We start from the raw sequence: 17,041 nt of genomic DNA, 5'->3' as shown, positions 1-17,041 counted from the left end.
CCCGGCGCTTGCGGCGCCGGGCCCCTTTTCGCTGCTGCGTCAGGACTTGGTGCAGGTGAGGGTGCCGGTGCCGGTGATCGTCTTGAAGCCGTACTTGACGATCGTGGCGGCGAGCTTGCCGCCGCAGAGCGGGCTGGCCGTCGTGGCCGTGTCGGTCGGGTCGAAGCCCACGCCGCGCTTCGCCGCGCTGTAGGAGCGGCTGCGGGTGTCGAGGACGTGGTAGACCAGCCGCGAGCCCAGGAACGCGTCCGCGAACGCCGGGGTGTAGCTGCCGGCCGAGCCGGCCACCGGGGCACCGTCGGAACCGGCGCCGGTCAGCTTGTTGACGGTGTAGCCGTTGCGCTTGTTCGGCACGACGCCGTTGCCCTGGGCGACCCACGCCGCGATCGAGAACGGCGCGATCGCGGTGGCCTGGTCGGCCGCCGCGACGGAGGTGGCGTCGTGCTCCTGGAAGCGCTTCACCGTCAGGCCCGGGATGGTCGCCGGGTCGAAGCCGAGGACCGTGCCGGTGAAGAAGCTCAGCGTGCCGGAACCCAGCTGCGGCAGGTAGAGCTGGATCGCCGCGTTGCTGCCGCCGACCTGGTTCCAGTTGGTGATGGTGCCGTTGTAGATGTTGCGCAGCTGGGTCAGCGACAGGGTCAGGCCCGCGCCGGCCCCGGTCGAGGAGGACGACCAGGTCACGCCGTCCCGGGCGAACGCGTAGTACTCGAAGGTGGACGGGTCCGAGGTGCCGCGGCCCGACGACGACCGCGCGATGTCCACGGCGCCGTTGCCGGCGTCGGCCGATGCCTTCAGCGCCGCCTTGCCCGCACCGGAACCGTCGGGCGGCAGGGCGCCCGGGTTGGTGTAGGTGATGGCCGGGTTGAAGATGTCGGCCGGGACGGTGAACGAGGTGCCGGAAGCCAGCACCGGCGGGACGTTCACGAAGTTGTCCGGGTCGGTGTTCCAGGTCCGCGGGAGCTTGTTGGCGTCGGTGAAGACCGCCCCGGTGATCCCGAAGATCGTGTCGGAGCCGACGGCCGAGACGACCTCCGGGTTCCCGTTCGCCGGCGGCACGGCCGCGGCGGTACCGGTCATGACGAGGCCGGCGCCGGCGGCCACCGCCGTCACCCCGAGAAGCCGAGTGGTTCGAGCACGCATCTGTTGGCACTCTTTCTCTAGTCCCCATGTCGCCGCGGGATCCCGCGGCCCCTCCATCTCCTCGTGGCGGGCTGTCCGGTAAGGCTTTTCCGCGTTCCCGCCCGACGTCGTGGTGGTTAAGGTCCGGGAAACCGCGGCGCATCCGGCCTAACCGCGGTAGTCCGGTGTGGATTCGCCGTCCGGGGTGCGGCGGTACTTCTGCCGCCAGTCCACCACCGTCTCGATGTCCTCGACGCCCGCGGCGACGGCGGCGACGCGGAACCGGTCCAGACCGCGCTGGGCCTCGATCCGGCGCCCGTACGCGTGCGTGGCCTCCGCGACCGGTTCGCCGTCCCAGCGCAGCACCCAGCGCCAGCGGCCGCCGCTGACGTGCCGGAAGTCCGCGCTCACCACGTCCAGGCGGGCCCTGAGCAGCGTGATCGCCGTCAGGCACTCCGGCGTCCCGGCGCACTCGGCCACCCCGGCGCCCAGCGAAACGTTGTTGCCGCCCAGCAACCGCCACCGCAGGGTCCGCTGTTCGGTCCGGACGAGCTGGAACCTGGGACCGGTGCGCGGCCGCCCCGCCGTTTTCCCCCGTGTCACAGTGGACTCATCGCCGGGGCCGCCGCGCGGTTACCGCATTGCGTTAAGGCGCGACGGCCGGTCGGTGAACAAACCGGACGTCCCAACGGGATGAGCCGAACGGCTGCGGGCTTTTCGTTGCGACGAGACCGATTGCGGCCGAGCGTGAAGCACCGACGGCCGGATCCTGAACGCCGCGGGAAAACCGGCGCCGGGGGTGAAACGCGCGTCCCGGTCCCGCCGACAGCCCAGGCGCCAGCGCCGGCTCCCGGCGCTCGAAACCCTTGGGGACACACATGAGTCGTTTCATCGCCCGGTTCACGGCCGGGCTCGCCGCGGCGGCGGCCGTCCTGACCCTCGGCGCCCTCCCCGCGTCCGCCGACCCGGCCGGCACCCAGCTGAGCGCCCGTGCGAGCAGCACCCGCGTCGACGCCGGCACCCCGATCACCATCAGCGGGCGGCTGACCAGCGCGGCCAAGCCGGTCGCGGGCGTGACCGTCGGGATCGCCTACTGCACCGACGACTTCTGCGGCGAGTTCGACGCCCAGCCGGTGACCGACGCCGACGGGCGGTACCGGGCGACCGTGACCCCGGTCCGGTCGGGCCACTACCGGGCCGACTTCCTGCCCGCCGACGAAACCCTCGCCCCGGCGAACGCGAGCACCGCGGACGTCGTGGTGATCCAGCCCGCCGAGTTCACCTCGTTCACCGCCACCCGGGCGGCGGACGGCACCGTGACGGCGAGCGGCACTCTCGGCTTCCCGCGGTTCACCCCGCCGGCCATCCCGGTCCGGATCGAGTACCGGACCGCGGGCTCGGCGTGCTGGACGACGGCGGCGACCGTCGACGCGCAGTGGACCGGAAGCGCTTTCGGGTTCTCGGCCGCCGCGCCGGTGCCCGGCCCGGCCCGCTGGCGGGCGGTCTACGCCGGCGTGCCCGATCAGTTCCGGTCCGCGACCAGCCAGGCCGTCTTCGTCCGCTGACCCACCGGGGCGGTCCCGCGCGGGACCGCCCCGGCCTACGGCTGCTCGCCGGGCAGGAACCCCGCCGCCCAGCGGTGCGCGGTCGCGCAGATGTCGGCTTCGGTGCCGCGGACGTGCTCGACGACCTCGCCGCCCGACCACAGCATGAGGGCGACCGTGCCGGGCCGGATCGGGGTCAGGCCGATGAGCCGCGGGTGCCCGTTGCGCTCGACGACCCGCTCGGCGGTGAGCCACTGACCGGTCGTGCCGGTGCGGGTGACCGTCCACGCCGGATCCGCGGCGAGCTCGGCGACCGTCCGGGGCACGAGTTCTTCAGGCTGTTCGAGGTGCACGCCGTCCAGCCTCGCACGGCTACCGGCGTCCGGTGATCCACGAGTGAATATCGGATGAACAACAGCTGGCCCAGGGGCAATGCCGCGGCGCTGACCTGGTCGTTCGGCGCGCACCGGCCGGTCGGCCTACCACGCGCGGGCCACCGGTGGTACCACCGTCCGGACATGATCCACTACGGTGGGCCGGACCTGGGGGCCGCGACCGCAGGGAGCTGCCATGCCGACCCTCACCACCGTGGCCGAGTGGACCGTCACCGCGTCCGGCGACACGGCGACCTTCAAGCACGCCGCCGCGGGCGGCTACTGGGCGCCCCGGGTGTGGAGCGGCCGCGGGCTCGCGATCGCCGAAGCCGACCTCCCGGCCCTGGACAAGGTGCTCGGCGAGGTGCTCAAGCTGCCGGTCTACTGGCTCGCCCGGTCCCGCCGGGCCGACAGCGCGGCGGGGGAGGCAGCGGTCTGGTCGGAGCCGCGCTACGACCTGGAGGACGAGTTCGTCTACCTGGCGGGACCCTGCCGGACGGACGCCCCGGCCGCGGGGTACCGCCCGGCGTCGGCGTTCGCGATCGACCTGGTGCACCTGCGGGGCCTGCGGATCAGGATCGCCGCGTACCGGGCCGGCGGCTGAGCTCGGGAGGATGCCCGGCGCGGGGAGCTTGCGGTGCCCGATGCGGCATCGGGTGCCGGGGGAGTCAGCCGGGCACGAGGACGGCCCGGCCCCGGATCCGCCCGTCTCGCAGGCGCTGGACGGCCTCGGCCGCCGCCGTCAGCGGGAACGGCTCGGTTTCCACCCGCAGCCGGCCGGCTCTCGCCAGGGCGATCACCTCCCGCAGTTCGCGAGCGCTGCCCCAGAACGGCAGCGACACCGATGCGCCCGGCGGGAGCGGGCCCGGCTTGGTGATCGTGAGCTGCCCGCCGCCGCTTCCGACGAGCACCAGGCGGCCCGCGGGGCGCAGGACGCCCGCTCCGAGGGACAGCGTCGGGCCGCTGCCGACGAAGTCGAGCACCGCCTCGGCGCCACCGGTTTCGCGCCGCAGGACGGCCGCGGTGTCCGCCCTGACCGGCAGCGCCCGGTGGGCGCCTGACCTGGCGGCGAGGTCCAGCGCCTCTTCGCGGACGTCGACCGCGAACACCCGGGCCGGGGTGAGCGCCCGCAGGAGCTGGATCGCCACGTGCCCCAGGCCGCCGGCGCCGATCACCACGACCGCCGCGCCTTCCGGCAGCGTCAACCCGGCCAGCGCGTGGTACGGCGTGAGGCCCGCGTCGGTGAGGGGCGCCGCCTGCGTGGCGGCCAGCTCGCCGATCGGCACCAGGTGCCGGGGGTGCGGGACGAGCACGTGGCCGGCCATGCCGCCGTCGCGGCCGAGGCCCACGCCGGACCAGGGCAGCTCGCCGCGCGCGGTGCAGTAGTTGTCCTCGCCCGCCGTGCACCGGCGGCACTCGCCGCAGCCCCACGGCCCGTGCACGGCGACCCGGTCGCCGGCGGCGACGCCGGTGGCCGCGGGGCCTGCGGTTTCGACCTGCCCGGCGATTTCGTGGCCGAGGGTGAACGGCAGCCGGTAGGGGAGCGCGCCCGGTGCCGCGTCGAGGACGTGCAGGTCGGAATGGCAGATCCCGGCCGCTTCGACGCGCACGAGCACCTCGGTGCCCCCGGGATCGGGCACGTCGACGTCGGCGAGGGACGGCGGGCGGCCCCACGCCGTCAACCGGAAGGCGGGGGTCTTGCGCGGCGCACTCACACCGCCGACCATACAGAAATGAACTCAGTTCAGGAAGTGGAGCGGGCCGCCGAGGTGGTCCTCGTGACGGGGGCCGGGTCGGGGATCGGGGCCGCGGTCGCGCGGAAGCTGGCCGGGACGCGGCAGCTCGTGCTCGCGGATCTCGACGCCGCCGCCGTGGAGCGCGTCGCCGCGTCGCTGCCGAACGCGCGGGGGGCCGAAGTGGACGTCGCGGACTCGGACCGGGTCGACTGGCTCGTCGCGGGGATCGAACGCGACCACGGCCGGCTCGACGTCGTCGTGCACGCGGCGGGCGTCGACGATCCGCAGGCCAAGCAGTGGATCGCCGACGCGTGGTCCGCCGGGCGGCCGCCGGAGGTCACGGCCGGTCTGGACGTCCGGTCGTGGCGGCGCGTCATGAGCGTGAACCTCGACGGGACGTTCCACGTCCTGCGGGCCGCGGTCCGGGTGATGGTGCCGCGGCGGGCGGGCTCCGTGGTCGTCGTCGGCTCGTCGTCCGCCTTCGACGCCCCGGCCGGCTACCCGCACTACGCCGCGTCGAAGGCCGGGGTGCACGCCCTGGCGCAAGCGGTGGCGAAGGAGGTCGTCCCGTTCGGCGTCCGGGTCAACGTGGTGGCGCCGGGGCCGACCGAGACCGGCATGGCCGCGCGGACCCCGGACGCCCTGCGCCGCGCGTTCACCGGCTCCGGCGGCGGTTCGTACGCGACGCCGGAGCAGATCGCCGACGTCGCGGTGTTCCTGGCCGGGGAAGGGGCGGCGAACCTGGCCGGTGCGGTCGTGCTGGCCAACGGTGGCCGGTTCACCGCCTGACGGGGTTGCCGCCCCCGGACCGAGCGGCTACCGTCACCTGAACTGAGTTCACTTCGTCCTCAAGGGAGAGGCAGACGTGGATCAATTCCTGCTCGTGCTCGTCAGCGGGATCGCCGGCGGCGCGATCTACGGCCTGATGGGCCTCGGCCTGGTGATCGTCTACCGGGCGACGGACGTCGTGAACTTCGCGCTGGCCAGCCTCGCCACGCTGGGGCTCTACGCCGCGATCACGTTCCACGACCACGGCGCCGCGGTGCTGGTCGGCGTGCTCGGCGCGGTCGTGGTGACCGTCGTCGCCGGCCTGCTCGTCCGCGAGGTGGTGATCCGGCCGCTCGGCCAGGGCCGGCTGTTCGCCGCGCTGGTAGTGACCATGGGGGTCGCGCTCATCGCCGAGAGCGTGATCGGCTCGCTCTGGGGCACCCAGCCCCGGTCGTTCCCCAGCATCGTCGACGGTACGGTCCGCGCGGGCGGCGTCGCGATCCCCGCGCAGAGCTTGCTGACCATCGCGGTGGCCGGGGTGGCGATGGGTCTGGTCGCGTTCCTGTTCGGCCGCACCACCACCGGCTCGGCGATGCGCGCGGTCGCCGAATCCGCCGACACCGCCCGGGTGGTCGGGATCAGCGCCCAGCGGATCGCCCGCCTGGCCTGGGCGCTGGGCCTCGGGCTCGGCGCGCTCGCCGCGTGCCTGTACGCGCCGAAGGTCGGCCTGGCCCCCACGGTCCTCTCCGCGCCGCTGTTCCGCGCCTTCGCCGGGATCTTCCTCGGCGGCCTCAACAGCATGTACGGCGCGGTCGTCGGCGGTCTCGCTGTCGGGGTGCTGGAGAACCTCGGCGCGAGCTACGTCTCGGCGAGCTTCCGCGACACCTTCGTCTTCACCTTCACCGTCCTCGTGCTGCTGATCCGGCCCCAGGGCCTGTTCGGCACGCGCACCTTCCAACGGGTTTGAGGTACGCCATGACCTTCCTCGGCTCCCGGGTGGCGCGAGTCCTGCTCGGGCCCCTCGCCGCGGTCGCGCTGATCGCGGTGCTGAACTCCGGCGCGGTGCCGCCCTTCCAGGCGTATTCGGTCGCGCTGGCCGCCGTCTACACGATCGTCGTGCTCTCGGTCGGCCTGCTGGCCGGCTGGTCCGGCGTCTGGTCGGTCGGGCACCCCGCGTTCTTCGCCCTCGGCGCGTACTTCGCCGCCTTCGGCAGCAGTCACGGCTGGTCCCTGGAGACCATCGTCCTCGGCACGGTCGCGGCGAGCGCCGTGCTCGGCGGCTTCCTCGGCTACGCCGGCGCCCGGTTCTCGACGCTCTACATCGCCTTGCTGACCCTGGCGTTCAGCCTGGTGTCCCTGGAGGTGATCAACCGCTGGACCGACGTCACCGGCGGCGACCAGGGCGTTCCGGTGTCGCAGGTGGACACCTTCGCCGGTGTCCTGCCGAGTGGTGGCGCCGAAGTGCAGACCCTGGCCGTGGCCGCCGCCGGGGTCTGCCTCGCGGGCGCCGTCCTGGCGAAGGGGTCCGCGCTGCGGATGCGCCTGGTGGCCGCGAAGTCGCACCCGCTGGTCGCCCAGTCGGTCGGGATCGCGCCCGAGGCCCAGTCGGCGCTCGCGTTCGCCGTGAGCGCCGCGTTCACCGGATTCGCCGGCGTGCTGCTGGGCCTGCTCAGCGGGTTCGTCAGCCCCGACCCGTTCTCGCTCAACCTGGGCATCTCGCTCATCGCGTCCTGCGTGCTCGGCGGGGTGGGCAGCGTGCTCGGCGCCGTGGTCGGCGGCGGCTACCTCGCCTGGTCGCCGACGCTCGCCGCGTCCGCCGGCCTGCCGCAGCCGGTGGTCCAGGGCCTGGTCCTGATCGCCGCGCTGATCTTCCTGCCGTCCGGTGTGGTGCCGTCGCTCGGGAAGCTCGCCCGGAAGTTCGCCCGGCCGTCGCGTCCGGCGCCGGTGGCCGTGCCGGAACCCGGAGTCACCCGGCGGGTGCCCGGCGGTCCGCCGCTGCTGACCCTGACGGACGTCTCCGTGCGGTTCGGCGGGTTGAAGGCCCTCGAAGGTGCTTCGCTCTCGGTCCGCCGCGGCGAAGTCCTGGCCGTCATCGGCCCGAACGGCGCGGGCAAGACCACCCTGCTGAACGTCCTTTCCGGACTGGTCGGCGGCGGTAAGGTCACCGGCAGCGCGGAGTACGCCGGCAAGGAGCTGCTGACCGGCCGCGCCACGGTCCGGCGGCGGCTCGGGATCGGGCGCACCTTCCAGCACGCGGAGACGTTCGGCGAGCTCACCGTCGCCGAGAACGTCCTGTGCACGCACCGCCGGATCACCTCCCGGCACCGCCGCGTCGCCGGCGAACTGCTCGCCCGTGCCGGGCTGGCCGACGTCGCCGGCCGGTACCCGGCCGAGTTGCCGTTCGGGCTGCAGAAGCGCCTCGACCTCGCGCGGGCGATGGCCGAGGAGCCCGCGCTGCTCGTGCTGGACGAGCCGTTCGGCGGCCTCGACGCCGAGGAGCGCGCGACCGCCGCCCGGCAGATCGAGCGCCTGCGCGACGGCGGGGCCGCGGTGCTGGTCATCGACCACGTGCTGGACGACCTGTTCGCGGTGGCCGACCGGGTCGTCGCCTTCGACTTCGGCAAGCCCATCGGCGAGGGCGCGCCGGACGAGGTGCTCCGCGACCGGGCCGTGCAGGCGTCCTACCTCGGCACGACGACCGCGCGCGCCACGCTGCCCGCGCGAGCCGGGGACAGCCCGGTCGTGCTCCGGCTGGCGGGCGTCGAGCACCACTACGGCGGGGTCGCCGCGCTGCGCGGGATCGACCTGGACGTCCACGAAGGCAGCGTCCTCGGTGTTGCCGGGGCGAACGGCGCGGGCAAGAGCACCCTCGGGCGCGTCCTGCACGGTTCGCTGCGGCCGTCCGGCGGGACGCGCGAGGTGAGCGACACCGGCGTCCGGACCGTGCGGACCAGCCTGGTCCCGGAAGGCCGGGCCCTGTTCAAAACGCTCTCCCTGCGCGAAAACCTCGAGGTCGCCGCGTACTCCGTGGGCCTGAAAGGGGCGGCGCTTCGCGCGAAGCTGGACGAAACGGCGGAGTGGCTGCCGCCGCGGCTGCGTGACCGGCTGTCGGTCCAGGCCGCCGGGCTCAGCGGCGGCGAGCAGCAGCTGCTCGCCATCGCCCGCGCCCTGATGGCCGGGCCGGACGTCCTCATCGTCGACGAACCGGCGCTCGGGCTCGCCCCGGCGCTGGTGGACGAGGTGTACGCGCGGCTCGGCGAGCTGGCCGAGGGCGGCCTGACCGTCGTCCTGCTCGAACAGCTGCTCAGCCGCGCGATGGCGACCTGCCACGACGTGGTCGTGCTGCACGAGGGCGTGGTGGCCGCGCACGGCTCCGCCGCCGATCCCGCGTTCGCCACGCGGGCCGAGTCCGCGTACTTCGGCGGCGAGCACGCCGTCGCACCGGGCGTGCGTGACGTGACGACGCTGGAGGCGTGATGCTCATCGATCCGGCCCTGCTCACCGAAACCCCGGAGCAGCGCGAACTCCGGGGTGTGACGAGGGCCTTCTTCGCCGCGCACGGACAGGACTGGAAACGGATGGCCGGCGAGCTCGGCGTCCAGGGGCTGGCCATCCCGGAGGAGCACGGCGGCGCCGGGTACTCGTTCGCGGAGCTGGCGGTGGTGCTGGAGGAAGCGGGCCGCGCGTTGTGCGCCGGCGCGCTGCTCCCGACCGTCGTCCTCGCCGGACACACGCTCCTGCTCTGCGGGGACGAGCACTACCTGCCCGGCATCGCCGACGGCACCCTGCGGGCCACGGTCGCCTTCGACGGCGACGTCCAGGTCCGCGACGGGACGTTGTCGGGCACGGCGGACTTCGTCCTCGACGGCGTGGACGCGGCCCTGGTCCTCGTCCGGGCGGGAGACCGGCTGTTCGCCTGCGAGGGCGGGAGGCGGACGCCGTTGCGGGTGCTCGACGAAACCCGGCCGCAGGCGCGGCTGGAGCTGCGGGACACCCCGGCGACGCCGATCGGGAGTGCCGACGTCGTCGCGCGGGTCCTGGACATCGGCCGGGCCGCGCTGGCGGCCGAGCAGCTCGGCGGCATCGGGCACGCCCTCGGCGCGACAGTGTCCTATGTGGAGCAACGGCGGCAGTTCGGCCGGCCGGTCGGGTCGTTCCAGGCCGTCAAGCACCGGCTCGCCGCCCTGCTGGTGGAGTACGAGGCCGCGCGCTCGGCGGCGGCGTACGCCATCGCCTGCGTCGCAACGGATTCGCCGGAACTCCCGGTCGCGGCGGCGGCCGCGGCCGCGGTGTGCACCGGCGCGTACCGGCTGGCGGTGGCGGAATACGTCCAGCTGCACGGCGGAACCGGCTTCACCTGGGAGCACCCGGCCCACCGGTACGTCCGCCGCGCCCGCGCGGACGAGGTCCTCTTCGGCACCCCGCAGGATCACCACGCGCGCATGGCCGCCGCATTGGGACTCTAGCCACCCGGACGCGGGTTGACAGCGGACCCGCCCGACCTATTCAATCAAACTGAAGTCAGTTCAGTTAGGAGAACGAGATGGCCGTGGAAGACGAGATCCAGTTCGAGCGCGACGGCAACGTGGCGCGGGTCTGGCTGAACCGCCCGTGGAAGAAGAACTGCGTCACCGTGCCGATCCTGGAGCGGCTCGACGAGATCATCACCGAGGTCGACAAGGACCCGGACCTGCGGGTGCTGGTCCTGCGCGGCCGCGGTGGCACGTTCTGCTCCGGCTTCGACCTCGACAGCCTGCAGGCCGAGTACATCGGCAGCTCGACGGCGATGGAGGTGGCCGTCATCTCCGCGAAGATCTGCGACCGCCTGTACTCGATGAACACGCCGTCGGTCGCCGTGCTCGAGGGCCACGTCACCGCCGGCGGGTTCGAGCTGATGATTTCCTGCGATTTCGCGATCGCTTCGGACGACGCCAAGATCGGCGACTTCCACATGCGCCGCGGCCTGTTCGGCGGGGCGGGCCCGATCTACCGGGTGCCGCGGATGATCGGCATCCGCAAGACCAAGGAGCTGATGCTCACCGGCAAGCTGCTCTCCGGCGCCGAGGCGGCCGACTTCGACCTGATCAACAAGTCCGTGCCGGCGGAGAAGCTGGACGAGACGGTCGAGGAGTTCATCGGCCACCTCACCGACAAGAGCCCGTTCCAGATGCGCATCACCAAGATGACCATCGACCGCAGCCTCGACGCCGACACGCAGTCGCTGATGGTCATGGAGCACCTCGCGGTGGGGGTGACGCTGAACTCCGACGACGCGGCCGAGGGTGTCGCGGCGTTCCTGGAGAAGCGCGAACCCAAGTGGACGGGGCGCTGAGCGATGGTTCCGACGGGGGTGACCCTGCCCGCCGAGGGCACGTTGTGGACGTGGACGGTCCAGCGATTCGCACCGAAGTCGCCCCCGTTCGTCCCGCCGGCGGACGGCTTCCGGCCGTTCGCCCTCGGGTACGTCGAGCTCGACGGCGGCCCGCGGGTGGCCGCCGTGCTCGACGTACCCGGGACCGTCCACATCGGAATGCGCCTGCGCGTGGAAGCGACCGGCGGAGTCCCGCACGCCCGGCCGGCCGAGGAGGATTCGTGACCGACGTCCTGATCTGCGGGGCCGCCCGGACACCGTTCGGCCGGTCCGAAAAGTCCGGCCGTGAGCACGCCGTCGCGGCGGTGACGGCGGCGCTGGCCGACGCCGGGCTCCCGTGGTCCCGCGTCGGAGCCGCCTTCGGTGGCAGTGATGCCGCCGGCCTCGCCGACACCCTGGTCGCCGACCTCGGGCTGACCGGCGTTCCGTTCGTCAACGTCAAGAACGGCTGCGCCACCGGCGGCAGCGCACTCGTCTCCGCGGTCAACGCGATCCGCGGCGGGATGGCCGACGTCGTCCTGGCCGTCGGGTTCGACAAGCACCCGCGGGGCGCGTTCGACCCGCGTCCGGCGGACTGGGGCCTGGACGACGCCTACGGGCGTGACGGCCTGATGGTGACCACGCAGTTCTTCGGCATGAAGATCCAGCGGTACGCCCACGATTTCGGCATCACGCCCCGGACCCTGGCGCTGGTCGCGGAAAAGGCCTACCGCAACGGCAGCCGGACGCCGGAAGCCTGGCGCCGGAAGGAAGTCAGCGCGGCCGAGATCCTCGCTTCGGGCCTGGTCAACGACCCGCTGACCCGGTTCATGTTCTGTTCTCCGGGGGAGGGTGCGGCGGCACTGGTCCTGTGCTCTCCCTCGGTCCCCACCCGCGACGCCGTCACGCTGCGCTCGGCCGTCGTGCGGACCCGCCGCCGTGGCTCGTTCGAGGTGTTCAGCCCGGTCCTGGAAGCGGGCGAGCCGACCAGCGTCAGCCGGGACGCGGCCGTGGCGGCGTTCGAAGCGGCCGGCCTCGGACCGTCCGATGTGGACGTCGCCCAGCTGCAGGACACGGAGAGCGGCGCCGAGGTGATGCACCTGGCCGAGTGCGGTTTCTGCGAGGACGGCGAGCAGGAGAAGCTGATCGCTTCCGGGGCCACGGAGATCGGCGGGACGCTGCCGGTCAACACCGACGGCGGCTGCATCGCCAACGGCGAGCCGATCGGCGCGTCCGGGCTGCGGCAGGTCTACGAGGTCGTCCAGCAGCTGCGCGGCCGGGCCGGTGCGCGGCAGGTGCCGGGGGAGCCGCGGATCGGGTTCACCCACGTCTACGGCGCGCCGGGGGTCAGCGCGTGCACGGTGCTGGCCCGATGACCGGCCCGGCGGAGTTCCGCGCCGCCGCGCGCGCCTGGCTGAGCACGGTGGCTGCGCTTCGGACCTCGGCGGCCTGGGGGTCCGGCGACGACTCGGTGGCGGTGTTCGACACCTGGACCGAAGAACAGGAACGCGAGCACACCGAGCGCGGCCGGGAATGGGAACGCACGCGGTTCGACGCGGGCTGGGGCGCGCTCGGCCGCGCGCCGGAGTCCGGCGGCCGGGGGCTGCCCGCGTTCTACGAGCAGCTCTACCGGACCGAGGAAGCCGCGTTCGACGTCCCGCGCCGCAGCGAGATCTTCCCCGTCACCCAGCACCTGGTCGCTCCCGCGATCGAAATCTGGGGCACCCACGAGCAGAAGCAGCGCTGGCTGCGGCCGATGCTGCGCACCGACGAGCTGGCCTGCCAGCTGTTTTCGGAAACCGAAGCGGGGTCCGACCTCGCGGCCGTCCGCACCGAAGCGGTCCGCGACGGCGATCACTGGACGTTGCGCGGACACAAGGTGTGGACCTCCGGGGCCCGGGTCGCGACCTGGGGCGTCGCGGTGTGCCGCACCGATCGGGACGCGCCCAAGCACGCCGGGATCACCGTGTTCCTGGTCCGGATGGACGCCCCGGGCGTCACCGTGCGCCCGATCCGGCAGATGACCGGCGGGGCGAGCTTCAACGAGGTCTACCTCGACGGCGTGGTCGTGCCCGACACCGACCGGCTCGGCCCGGTCGGCCGGGGCTGGCAGGTCACGCTCAGCGTGCTGGCCGCCGAACGCCTCGACTCCGGATCGCTGGGCCTGGACAACGCCGACCGCGCGATCGAGCTGGCCCGGCACAGTGTGCTGTCCGACGTCGAGCGGCAGCAGGCGGCGCAGCTGTACGTGCGCACGCTCGTCCAGCGGCTCATCGGCCTGCGCGTCACCGCGGCCCTCGCGGCGGGGCGGGAGCCCGGCGCGGAGGCGTCGGTCGGGAAGCTCTACGCGACGGAGACGATGCGGCGGACCAGCGATCTGGTCGTCCAGCTGCTCGGGCCGCGGCTGGTGGCGGACACCGGGGAGTGGGGCACCTTCGCCTGGACCGAGCACCTGCTCGGCGCCCCCGGCTACAGCATCGCCGGTGGCTCCGACGAGATCCAGCGGACCATCCTCGCCGAGCGCGTGCTCGGCCTGCCGAAGGAGTCGTCGCGATGACCCTCGCCGAGCAGGTCCGGGAACGCCTCGGCGGCGAGCCGGAAGTCCTGCCGGGCGGGCATTCCGGGCTCACCTACACGGTCGCGGGCAAGTACGTCGTCAAGGCCGTGCCGCCGGGGCAGCGGCCGGTGGGCCGCAACGACGTCCTCCGGCAGGCGCGGGTCCTGCGCGCCCTCGAAGGTTCGGCCGTGCCGGTGCCGCGCGTGGTCACGACGGATTCGACGTGGTTCGCCATGGAGTTCGCCGACGGCGAGGCGATCGAGCCGGTCCTCGACGAGCACGCACTGTCCCCGGACCTGTGCCGCACGCGGATGCTCGAGGCCGCCCGGCTCCTGCGGCTGCTGCACGACGCCGGGCCGGTGCCCGGCGAACCCGCCGCCACGGCCGCCGGCGAGCTGGAGCGCTGGAGCCGGACGATGCACGCGGTCCCGGCCGAGCTGCGGCCGGGCGCGCAGGACCTGCTGCGGCTGCTCGCCGAAGACGTCCCGGACGACCTCCCGCCGGTGCTCGTGCACGGCGACTTCCGGCTCGGGAACGTCCTGTTCGACGGGCTCCGCGCCACCGCCGTCGTCGACTGGGAGATCTGGGGCACCGGCGATCCTCGCACCGACCTGGGCTGGTTCCTGCTCTTCGCCGACCACCGCAACTTCCCGGCCCTGGGCACGCCGGTGCCCGGCCTGCCGACCGAGGCGGAACTGCTGGACGGCTACGGCCGCGCGGTGCCGGAGATGGCGTGGTTCCGGGCGCTGGGCCGGATGAAGATGGCCGCGATCATGGGCCACAACCTGCGTCGCCACCGCGAGGGCAAGCACCACGACCCGGACCAGGAGCGGCTGCCCCCGACCATCGCCGCGATGATCCGGTCCGCCGTGGACATTCTGAGGAGCTGAGCATGGACTTCGCGTTTTCCGCCCGCGCCACCGAACTGCAGGACCGCCTGAGGTCCTTCATGGACACCCACGTCCTGCCCGCCGAGCCGGTGTACGACCGGCAGCTCGCCGAGGCCGCCGATCCGCACGCGTTGCCGCCGGTCATGGTGGAGCTCAAGGAAAAAGCGCGTGCCGAAGGGCTGTGGAACCTGTTCCTCGCCCACGGCGGCCGGGGCGCCGGGCTGACGAACCTCGAATACGCGCCGCTGGCCGAGCTGATGGGCCGCTCGATCATCGGCAACGAGGTCTTCAACTGCTCCGCCCCGGACACCGGCAACATGGAGCTGCTGGCCCTCTTCGGCACCGCCGAACAGCAGGAACAGTGGCTGACACCGCTGCTGGAAGCCCGGATCCGATCGTGCTTCGCGATGACCGAGCCCGACGTCGCCGGCTCCGATGCGCGCAACATCCGCACCCGCATCACCCGCGACGGCGGCCACTACGTCGTCGACGGCCGCAAGTGGTACACCTCCGGCATTCTCGACCCCGACTGCGCGCTCATCATCCTGATGGGCGTCAGCGATCCGGCCGCACCGACCTACCGGCGGCAGAGCATGATCCTGATCCCGCGGGACACCCCCGGTGTCACCGTGCTGCGCGACCTGCCGATGTTCGGCTACACCGACCGGCTCGGCCACGGTGAGGTGCTGTTCGAGAACGTCCGGGTGCCCGCGTCGAACCTCCTCGGCAGTGCGGGCGAAGGGTTCGCGCTCGCCCAGGGCCGGCTCGGCCCGGGCCGGATGCACTACGCGATGCGCGCGGTCGGGTTCGCCGAACGCGCGCTGCAGCTGATGTGCGAGCGGACGCTGTCCCGCGTGGCGTTCGGCGGGCCGCTCGCCGACCAGGGCGTCGTGCGCGAGTGGATCGCGCGCAGCCGCATCGAGATCGAGCAGCTGCGGCTGCTGGTGCTCAAGTCGGCGTGGCTGATGGACACCGTCGGCAACGCGGCCGCCCGGATGGAGGTCGCCGCGATCAAGGTGGCCGCGCTCGACGTCGCCCACCGCGTCGTCGACCGTGCGGTGCAGGCCCACGGCGCGGCGGGGGTCAGCGACGACACCGTGCTGGCCCGGCTGTTCTCGATCACTCGCGCGCTGAAGATCGCCGACGGGCCCGACGAGGTCCACCTGCGCACGGTCGCCCGGCAGGAGCTGGCCCGGTACCAGGAGACAGCGTCATGACGGTGCTCGACGGACAGGTCGCGGTGATCACCGGTGGTTCCCGGGGGATCGGCTTCGGCATCGCGCGTGCCTTCCGCGCGGCGGGCGCCCACGTCGTCATCTCGGCCCGCAAGGCGGAAGGGCTCCGGGACGCCCGGGCCGAGCTCCTGCGCGGCGAAGGCACCGGTGACGTCCTCGACGTCGTCGCCAACGCCGGCGAGCCCGAGCAGGCCCAGCGCTGCGTCGCCGACACGATGGTCCACTTCGGACGCGTCGACATCCTGGTGAACAATGCGGCCACCAACCCGTACATGGGTGATCTGCTGGAGCTGGACCTGCCGCGGGCGGAGAAGACCGTGCGGGTCAACCAGTACGGCATGATCGCGTGGAGCCGCGCGGCCTGGCACGCCTGGATGAGCGAGCACGGTGGCACGATCGTCAACATCGCGTCGGTCGGCGGGCTGATCGTCGACCCGCGGATCGGCTACTACAACGCCACCAAGGCGGCGATGCTGCTGATGACCCGGCAGCTGGCCTACGAGCTCGGCCCGAAGGTCCGGGTCAACGCGATCGCGCCGGGGGTGATCAAGACCGAGCTGGCGCGGGCGGTGTGGGAGGCACGCGAGCCCGTGCTCACCGCCAAGCTGCCGCTGCGCCGGCTCGGGACCACCGAGGACGTCGCCAACGCGGCGCTGTTCCTGGCGAGCGAGGCGTCGTCGTGGATGACCGGGCAGGCCCTGGTCCTCGACGGCGGCGCGACCGCCCTCCCGATCGCCGTGGACGCGTGATGTTCTCCCTGGCCGGCAAGACGGCCGTGGTCACCGGGGCGTCTTCGGGCCTGGGCGCGCGGTTCGCGACGGTGCTGGCCTCGGCGGGGGCGACGGTGTTCGCCGCCGCGCGCCGGGCCGATCGGCTGGCCGCGCTCGGCCCGGACATCCACGCGGTGACCTGCGACGTTTCGGTCGCGGGAGATCGGGAGCGGCTGGTCGAGACGGCGGGCCGGGTCGACATCCTGGTCAACAACGCCGGGGTGCCGGGGGAGCGGCAGGCCGCAAAGGAGAGCGCCGCGGACTTCGCGGAGGTCCTGGCGGTGAACCTCGTCGCGCCGTTCCACCTGTCGAGGCTGATGGCCGAGAGCTCGGGCGGCGGCAGCATCGTCAACGTCGCGTCGATCCTGGGGCTGGTGTCGGCGGCCCCGCTGGGCGGGGCGAGCTATGCGGCCTCGAAGGCGGGGCTGATCGGGCTGACCCGGGAACTGGCCGGCCAGTGGGGGAGCGCCGGGATCCGGGTCAACGCGCTCGCGCCGGGCTGGTTCCGCTCGGAGATGACCGACGGCCTGTTCGCCGACGAGCGGTCCCGCCGCTGGGTGGAGCGCAACACGATGCTGGGCCGGGGCGGGGAGCCGGGCGAGCTCGACGGCGCGTTGCTGTTCCTGGCCTCGGACGCTTCGGCGTACTACACCGGCCAGGTCATGGTGGTCGACGGCGGCTGGACCGCGCGATGAGGG

Annotated in this window: 18 protein-coding genes; 14 read left to right on the top strand and 4 right to left on the bottom strand. The window is 73.3% G+C overall.

Features of this window, described 5'->3' with window-relative positions:
• Window positions 1-39: 39 nt before the first annotated feature.
• Both ABZW17_RS37550 and ABZW17_RS37545 read right to left on the bottom strand, forming a co-directional pair.
• Window positions 40-1,140 (bottom strand): substrate-binding domain-containing protein, encoded by a 1,101-nt coding sequence (locus tag ABZW17_RS37550; RefSeq protein ID WP_354824799.1) that lies wholly within the window; start codon window positions 1,138-1,140, stop codon window positions 40-42.
• A gap of 147 nt (window positions 1,141-1,287) precedes the next feature.
• Window positions 1,288-1,722, bottom strand: a complete 435-nt coding sequence (locus ABZW17_RS37545; protein ID WP_354824796.1) for a DUF1508 domain-containing protein — start codon at window positions 1,720-1,722, stop codon at window positions 1,288-1,290.
• Window positions 1,723-1,997: 275 nt separating this feature from the next.
• Here ABZW17_RS37545 and ABZW17_RS37540 point away from each other — a divergent pair, with 275 nt between their 5' ends.
• A complete protein-coding gene (locus ABZW17_RS37540; protein WP_354824793.1) occupies window positions 1,998-2,684 on the top strand; it encodes a hypothetical protein in 687 nt (228 codons plus the stop codon).
• Between the two features lie 35 nt (window positions 2,685-2,719).
• Here the strand turns inward: ABZW17_RS37540 and ABZW17_RS37535 are convergent, their stop codons facing one another.
• A complete protein-coding gene (locus tag ABZW17_RS37535) occupies window positions 2,720-3,016 on the bottom strand; it encodes a hypothetical protein (RefSeq protein WP_354824791.1) in 297 nt (98 codons plus the stop codon).
• A gap of 217 nt (window positions 3,017-3,233) precedes the next feature.
• On the opposite strand from ABZW17_RS37535, the gene ABZW17_RS37530 reads away from it, so the two are divergent.
• Window positions 3,234-3,641 (top strand): hypothetical protein, encoded by a 408-nt coding sequence (locus ABZW17_RS37530; protein WP_354824789.1) that lies wholly within the window; start codon window positions 3,234-3,236, stop codon window positions 3,639-3,641.
• 64 nt (window positions 3,642-3,705) lie between these two features.
• Here the strand turns inward: ABZW17_RS37530 and ABZW17_RS37525 are convergent, their stop codons facing one another.
• Window positions 3,706-4,764: an NAD(P)-dependent alcohol dehydrogenase gene (locus ABZW17_RS37525; RefSeq protein ID WP_354824786.1), complete on the bottom strand. Its 1,059-nt coding sequence runs from the start codon at window positions 4,762-4,764 to the stop codon at window positions 3,706-3,708.
• Window positions 4,765-4,770: 6 nt separating this feature from the next.
• Between ABZW17_RS37525 and ABZW17_RS37520 the strand changes: the two genes are divergently transcribed.
• The 12 genes from ABZW17_RS37520 to ABZW17_RS37465 all read left to right on the top strand — a co-directional run bounded on the left by ABZW17_RS37520 (window position 4,771) and on the right by ABZW17_RS37465 (window position 17,038).
• Window positions 4,771-5,562: an SDR family NAD(P)-dependent oxidoreductase gene (locus ABZW17_RS37520; protein ID WP_354824784.1), complete on the top strand. Its 792-nt coding sequence runs from the start codon at window positions 4,771-4,773 to the stop codon at window positions 5,560-5,562.
• Window positions 5,563-5,638: 76 nt separating this feature from the next.
• Window positions 5,639-6,508, top strand: a complete 870-nt coding sequence (locus ABZW17_RS37515) for a branched-chain amino acid ABC transporter permease (RefSeq protein WP_354824781.1) — start codon at window positions 5,639-5,641, stop codon at window positions 6,506-6,508.
• An 8-nt stretch (window positions 6,509-6,516) separates the two neighbouring features.
• The gene (locus ABZW17_RS37510) at window positions 6,517-9,018 is read left to right on the top strand and encodes an ATP-binding cassette domain-containing protein (protein ID WP_354824778.1); all 2,502 of its coding nucleotides are present in this window, start codon (window positions 6,517-6,519) and stop codon (window positions 9,016-9,018) included.
• The gene (locus tag ABZW17_RS37505) at window positions 9,018-10,007 is read left to right on the top strand and encodes an acyl-CoA dehydrogenase family protein (protein ID WP_354824776.1); all 990 of its coding nucleotides are present in this window, start codon (window positions 9,018-9,020) and stop codon (window positions 10,005-10,007) included. Before ABZW17_RS37510 ends, ABZW17_RS37505 begins: the two co-directional genes overlap by 1 nt.
• 77 nt (window positions 10,008-10,084) lie before the next feature.
• Window positions 10,085-10,873, top strand: a complete 789-nt coding sequence (locus tag ABZW17_RS37500; RefSeq protein ID WP_354824773.1) for an enoyl-CoA hydratase/isomerase family protein — start codon at window positions 10,085-10,087, stop codon at window positions 10,871-10,873.
• Window positions 10,874-10,876: 3 nt separating this feature from the next.
• Entirely contained in the window at window positions 10,877-11,137 is a 261-nt protein-coding gene (locus ABZW17_RS37495) for an OB-fold domain-containing protein (RefSeq protein ID WP_354824771.1), read from the top strand.
• Entirely contained in the window at window positions 11,134-12,267 is a 1,134-nt protein-coding gene (locus tag ABZW17_RS37490) for a thiolase family protein (protein WP_354824768.1), read from the top strand. The genes ABZW17_RS37495 and ABZW17_RS37490 overlap by 4 nt, the downstream gene beginning before the upstream one ends.
• Window positions 12,264-13,448, top strand: coding sequence for an acyl-CoA dehydrogenase family protein (locus ABZW17_RS37485; protein WP_354824766.1), 1,185 nt, complete (start codon window positions 12,264-12,266; stop codon window positions 13,446-13,448). The genes ABZW17_RS37490 and ABZW17_RS37485 overlap by 4 nt, the downstream gene beginning before the upstream one ends.
• Complete coding sequence (locus ABZW17_RS37480) at window positions 13,445-14,338, top strand: phosphotransferase family protein (protein ID WP_354824763.1); 894 nt, start codon at window positions 13,445-13,447, stop codon at window positions 14,336-14,338. The genes ABZW17_RS37485 and ABZW17_RS37480 overlap by 4 nt, the downstream gene beginning before the upstream one ends.
• Before the next feature lie 2 nt (window positions 14,339-14,340).
• Entirely contained in the window at window positions 14,341-15,555 is a 1,215-nt protein-coding gene (locus ABZW17_RS37475; RefSeq protein ID WP_354824760.1) for an acyl-CoA dehydrogenase family protein, read from the top strand.
• Window positions 15,552-16,322 (top strand): SDR family oxidoreductase, encoded by a 771-nt coding sequence (locus ABZW17_RS37470; protein ID WP_354824757.1) that lies wholly within the window; start codon window positions 15,552-15,554, stop codon window positions 16,320-16,322. The genes ABZW17_RS37475 and ABZW17_RS37470 overlap by 4 nt, the downstream gene beginning before the upstream one ends.
• Complete coding sequence (locus tag ABZW17_RS37465) at window positions 16,322-17,038, top strand: SDR family oxidoreductase (protein ID WP_354824754.1); 717 nt, start codon at window positions 16,322-16,324, stop codon at window positions 17,036-17,038. Before ABZW17_RS37470 ends, ABZW17_RS37465 begins: the two co-directional genes overlap by 1 nt.
• Window positions 17,039-17,041 lie beyond the last annotated feature (3 nt).

The sequence above is a fragment of the Amycolatopsis sp. NPDC004625 genome, assembly GCF_040609695.1.
In the GTDB taxonomy this organism is placed as follows: domain Bacteria; phylum Actinomycetota; class Actinomycetes; order Mycobacteriales; family Pseudonocardiaceae; genus Amycolatopsis.
The sequence above is the reverse complement of the archived record's forward strand: the minus strand, read 5'-3'. Positions and strand labels throughout refer to the sequence as shown.

Coding starts and splice junctions, on each gene's coding strand:
- ABZW17_RS37530 (WP_354824789.1), top strand. CDS start 3,234: ATGCCGACCCTCACCACCGTGGCCGAGTGGACCGTCACCGCGTCCGGC.
- ABZW17_RS37470 (WP_354824757.1), top strand. CDS start 15,552: ATGACGGTGCTCGACGGACAGGTCGCGGTGATCACCGGTGGTTCCCGG.
- ABZW17_RS37520 (WP_354824784.1), top strand. CDS start 4,771: ATGAACTCAGTTCAGGAAGTGGAGCGGGCCGCCGAGGTGGTCCTCGTG.
- ABZW17_RS37475 (WP_354824760.1), top strand. CDS start 14,341: ATGGACTTCGCGTTTTCCGCCCGCGCCACCGAACTGCAGGACCGCCTG.
- ABZW17_RS37495 (WP_354824771.1), top strand. CDS start 10,877: ATGGTTCCGACGGGGGTGACCCTGCCCGCCGAGGGCACGTTGTGGACG.
- ABZW17_RS37550 (WP_354824799.1), bottom strand. CDS start 1,140: ATGCGTGCTCGAACCACTCGGCTTCTCGGGGTGACGGCGGTGGCCGCC.
- ABZW17_RS37485 (WP_354824766.1), top strand. CDS start 12,264: ATGACCGGCCCGGCGGAGTTCCGCGCCGCCGCGCGCGCCTGGCTGAGC.
- ABZW17_RS37505 (WP_354824776.1), top strand. CDS start 9,018: ATGCTCATCGATCCGGCCCTGCTCACCGAAACCCCGGAGCAGCGCGAA.
- ABZW17_RS37465 (WP_354824754.1), top strand. CDS start 16,322: ATGTTCTCCCTGGCCGGCAAGACGGCCGTGGTCACCGGGGCGTCTTCG.
- ABZW17_RS37540 (WP_354824793.1), top strand. CDS start 1,998: ATGAGTCGTTTCATCGCCCGGTTCACGGCCGGGCTCGCCGCGGCGGCG.
- ABZW17_RS37500 (WP_354824773.1), top strand. CDS start 10,085: ATGGCCGTGGAAGACGAGATCCAGTTCGAGCGCGACGGCAACGTGGCG.
- ABZW17_RS37480 (WP_354824763.1), top strand. CDS start 13,445: ATGACCCTCGCCGAGCAGGTCCGGGAACGCCTCGGCGGCGAGCCGGAA.
- ABZW17_RS37510 (WP_354824778.1), top strand. CDS start 6,517: ATGACCTTCCTCGGCTCCCGGGTGGCGCGAGTCCTGCTCGGGCCCCTC.
- ABZW17_RS37525 (WP_354824786.1), bottom strand. CDS start 4,764: ATGGTCGGCGGTGTGAGTGCGCCGCGCAAGACCCCCGCCTTCCGGTTG.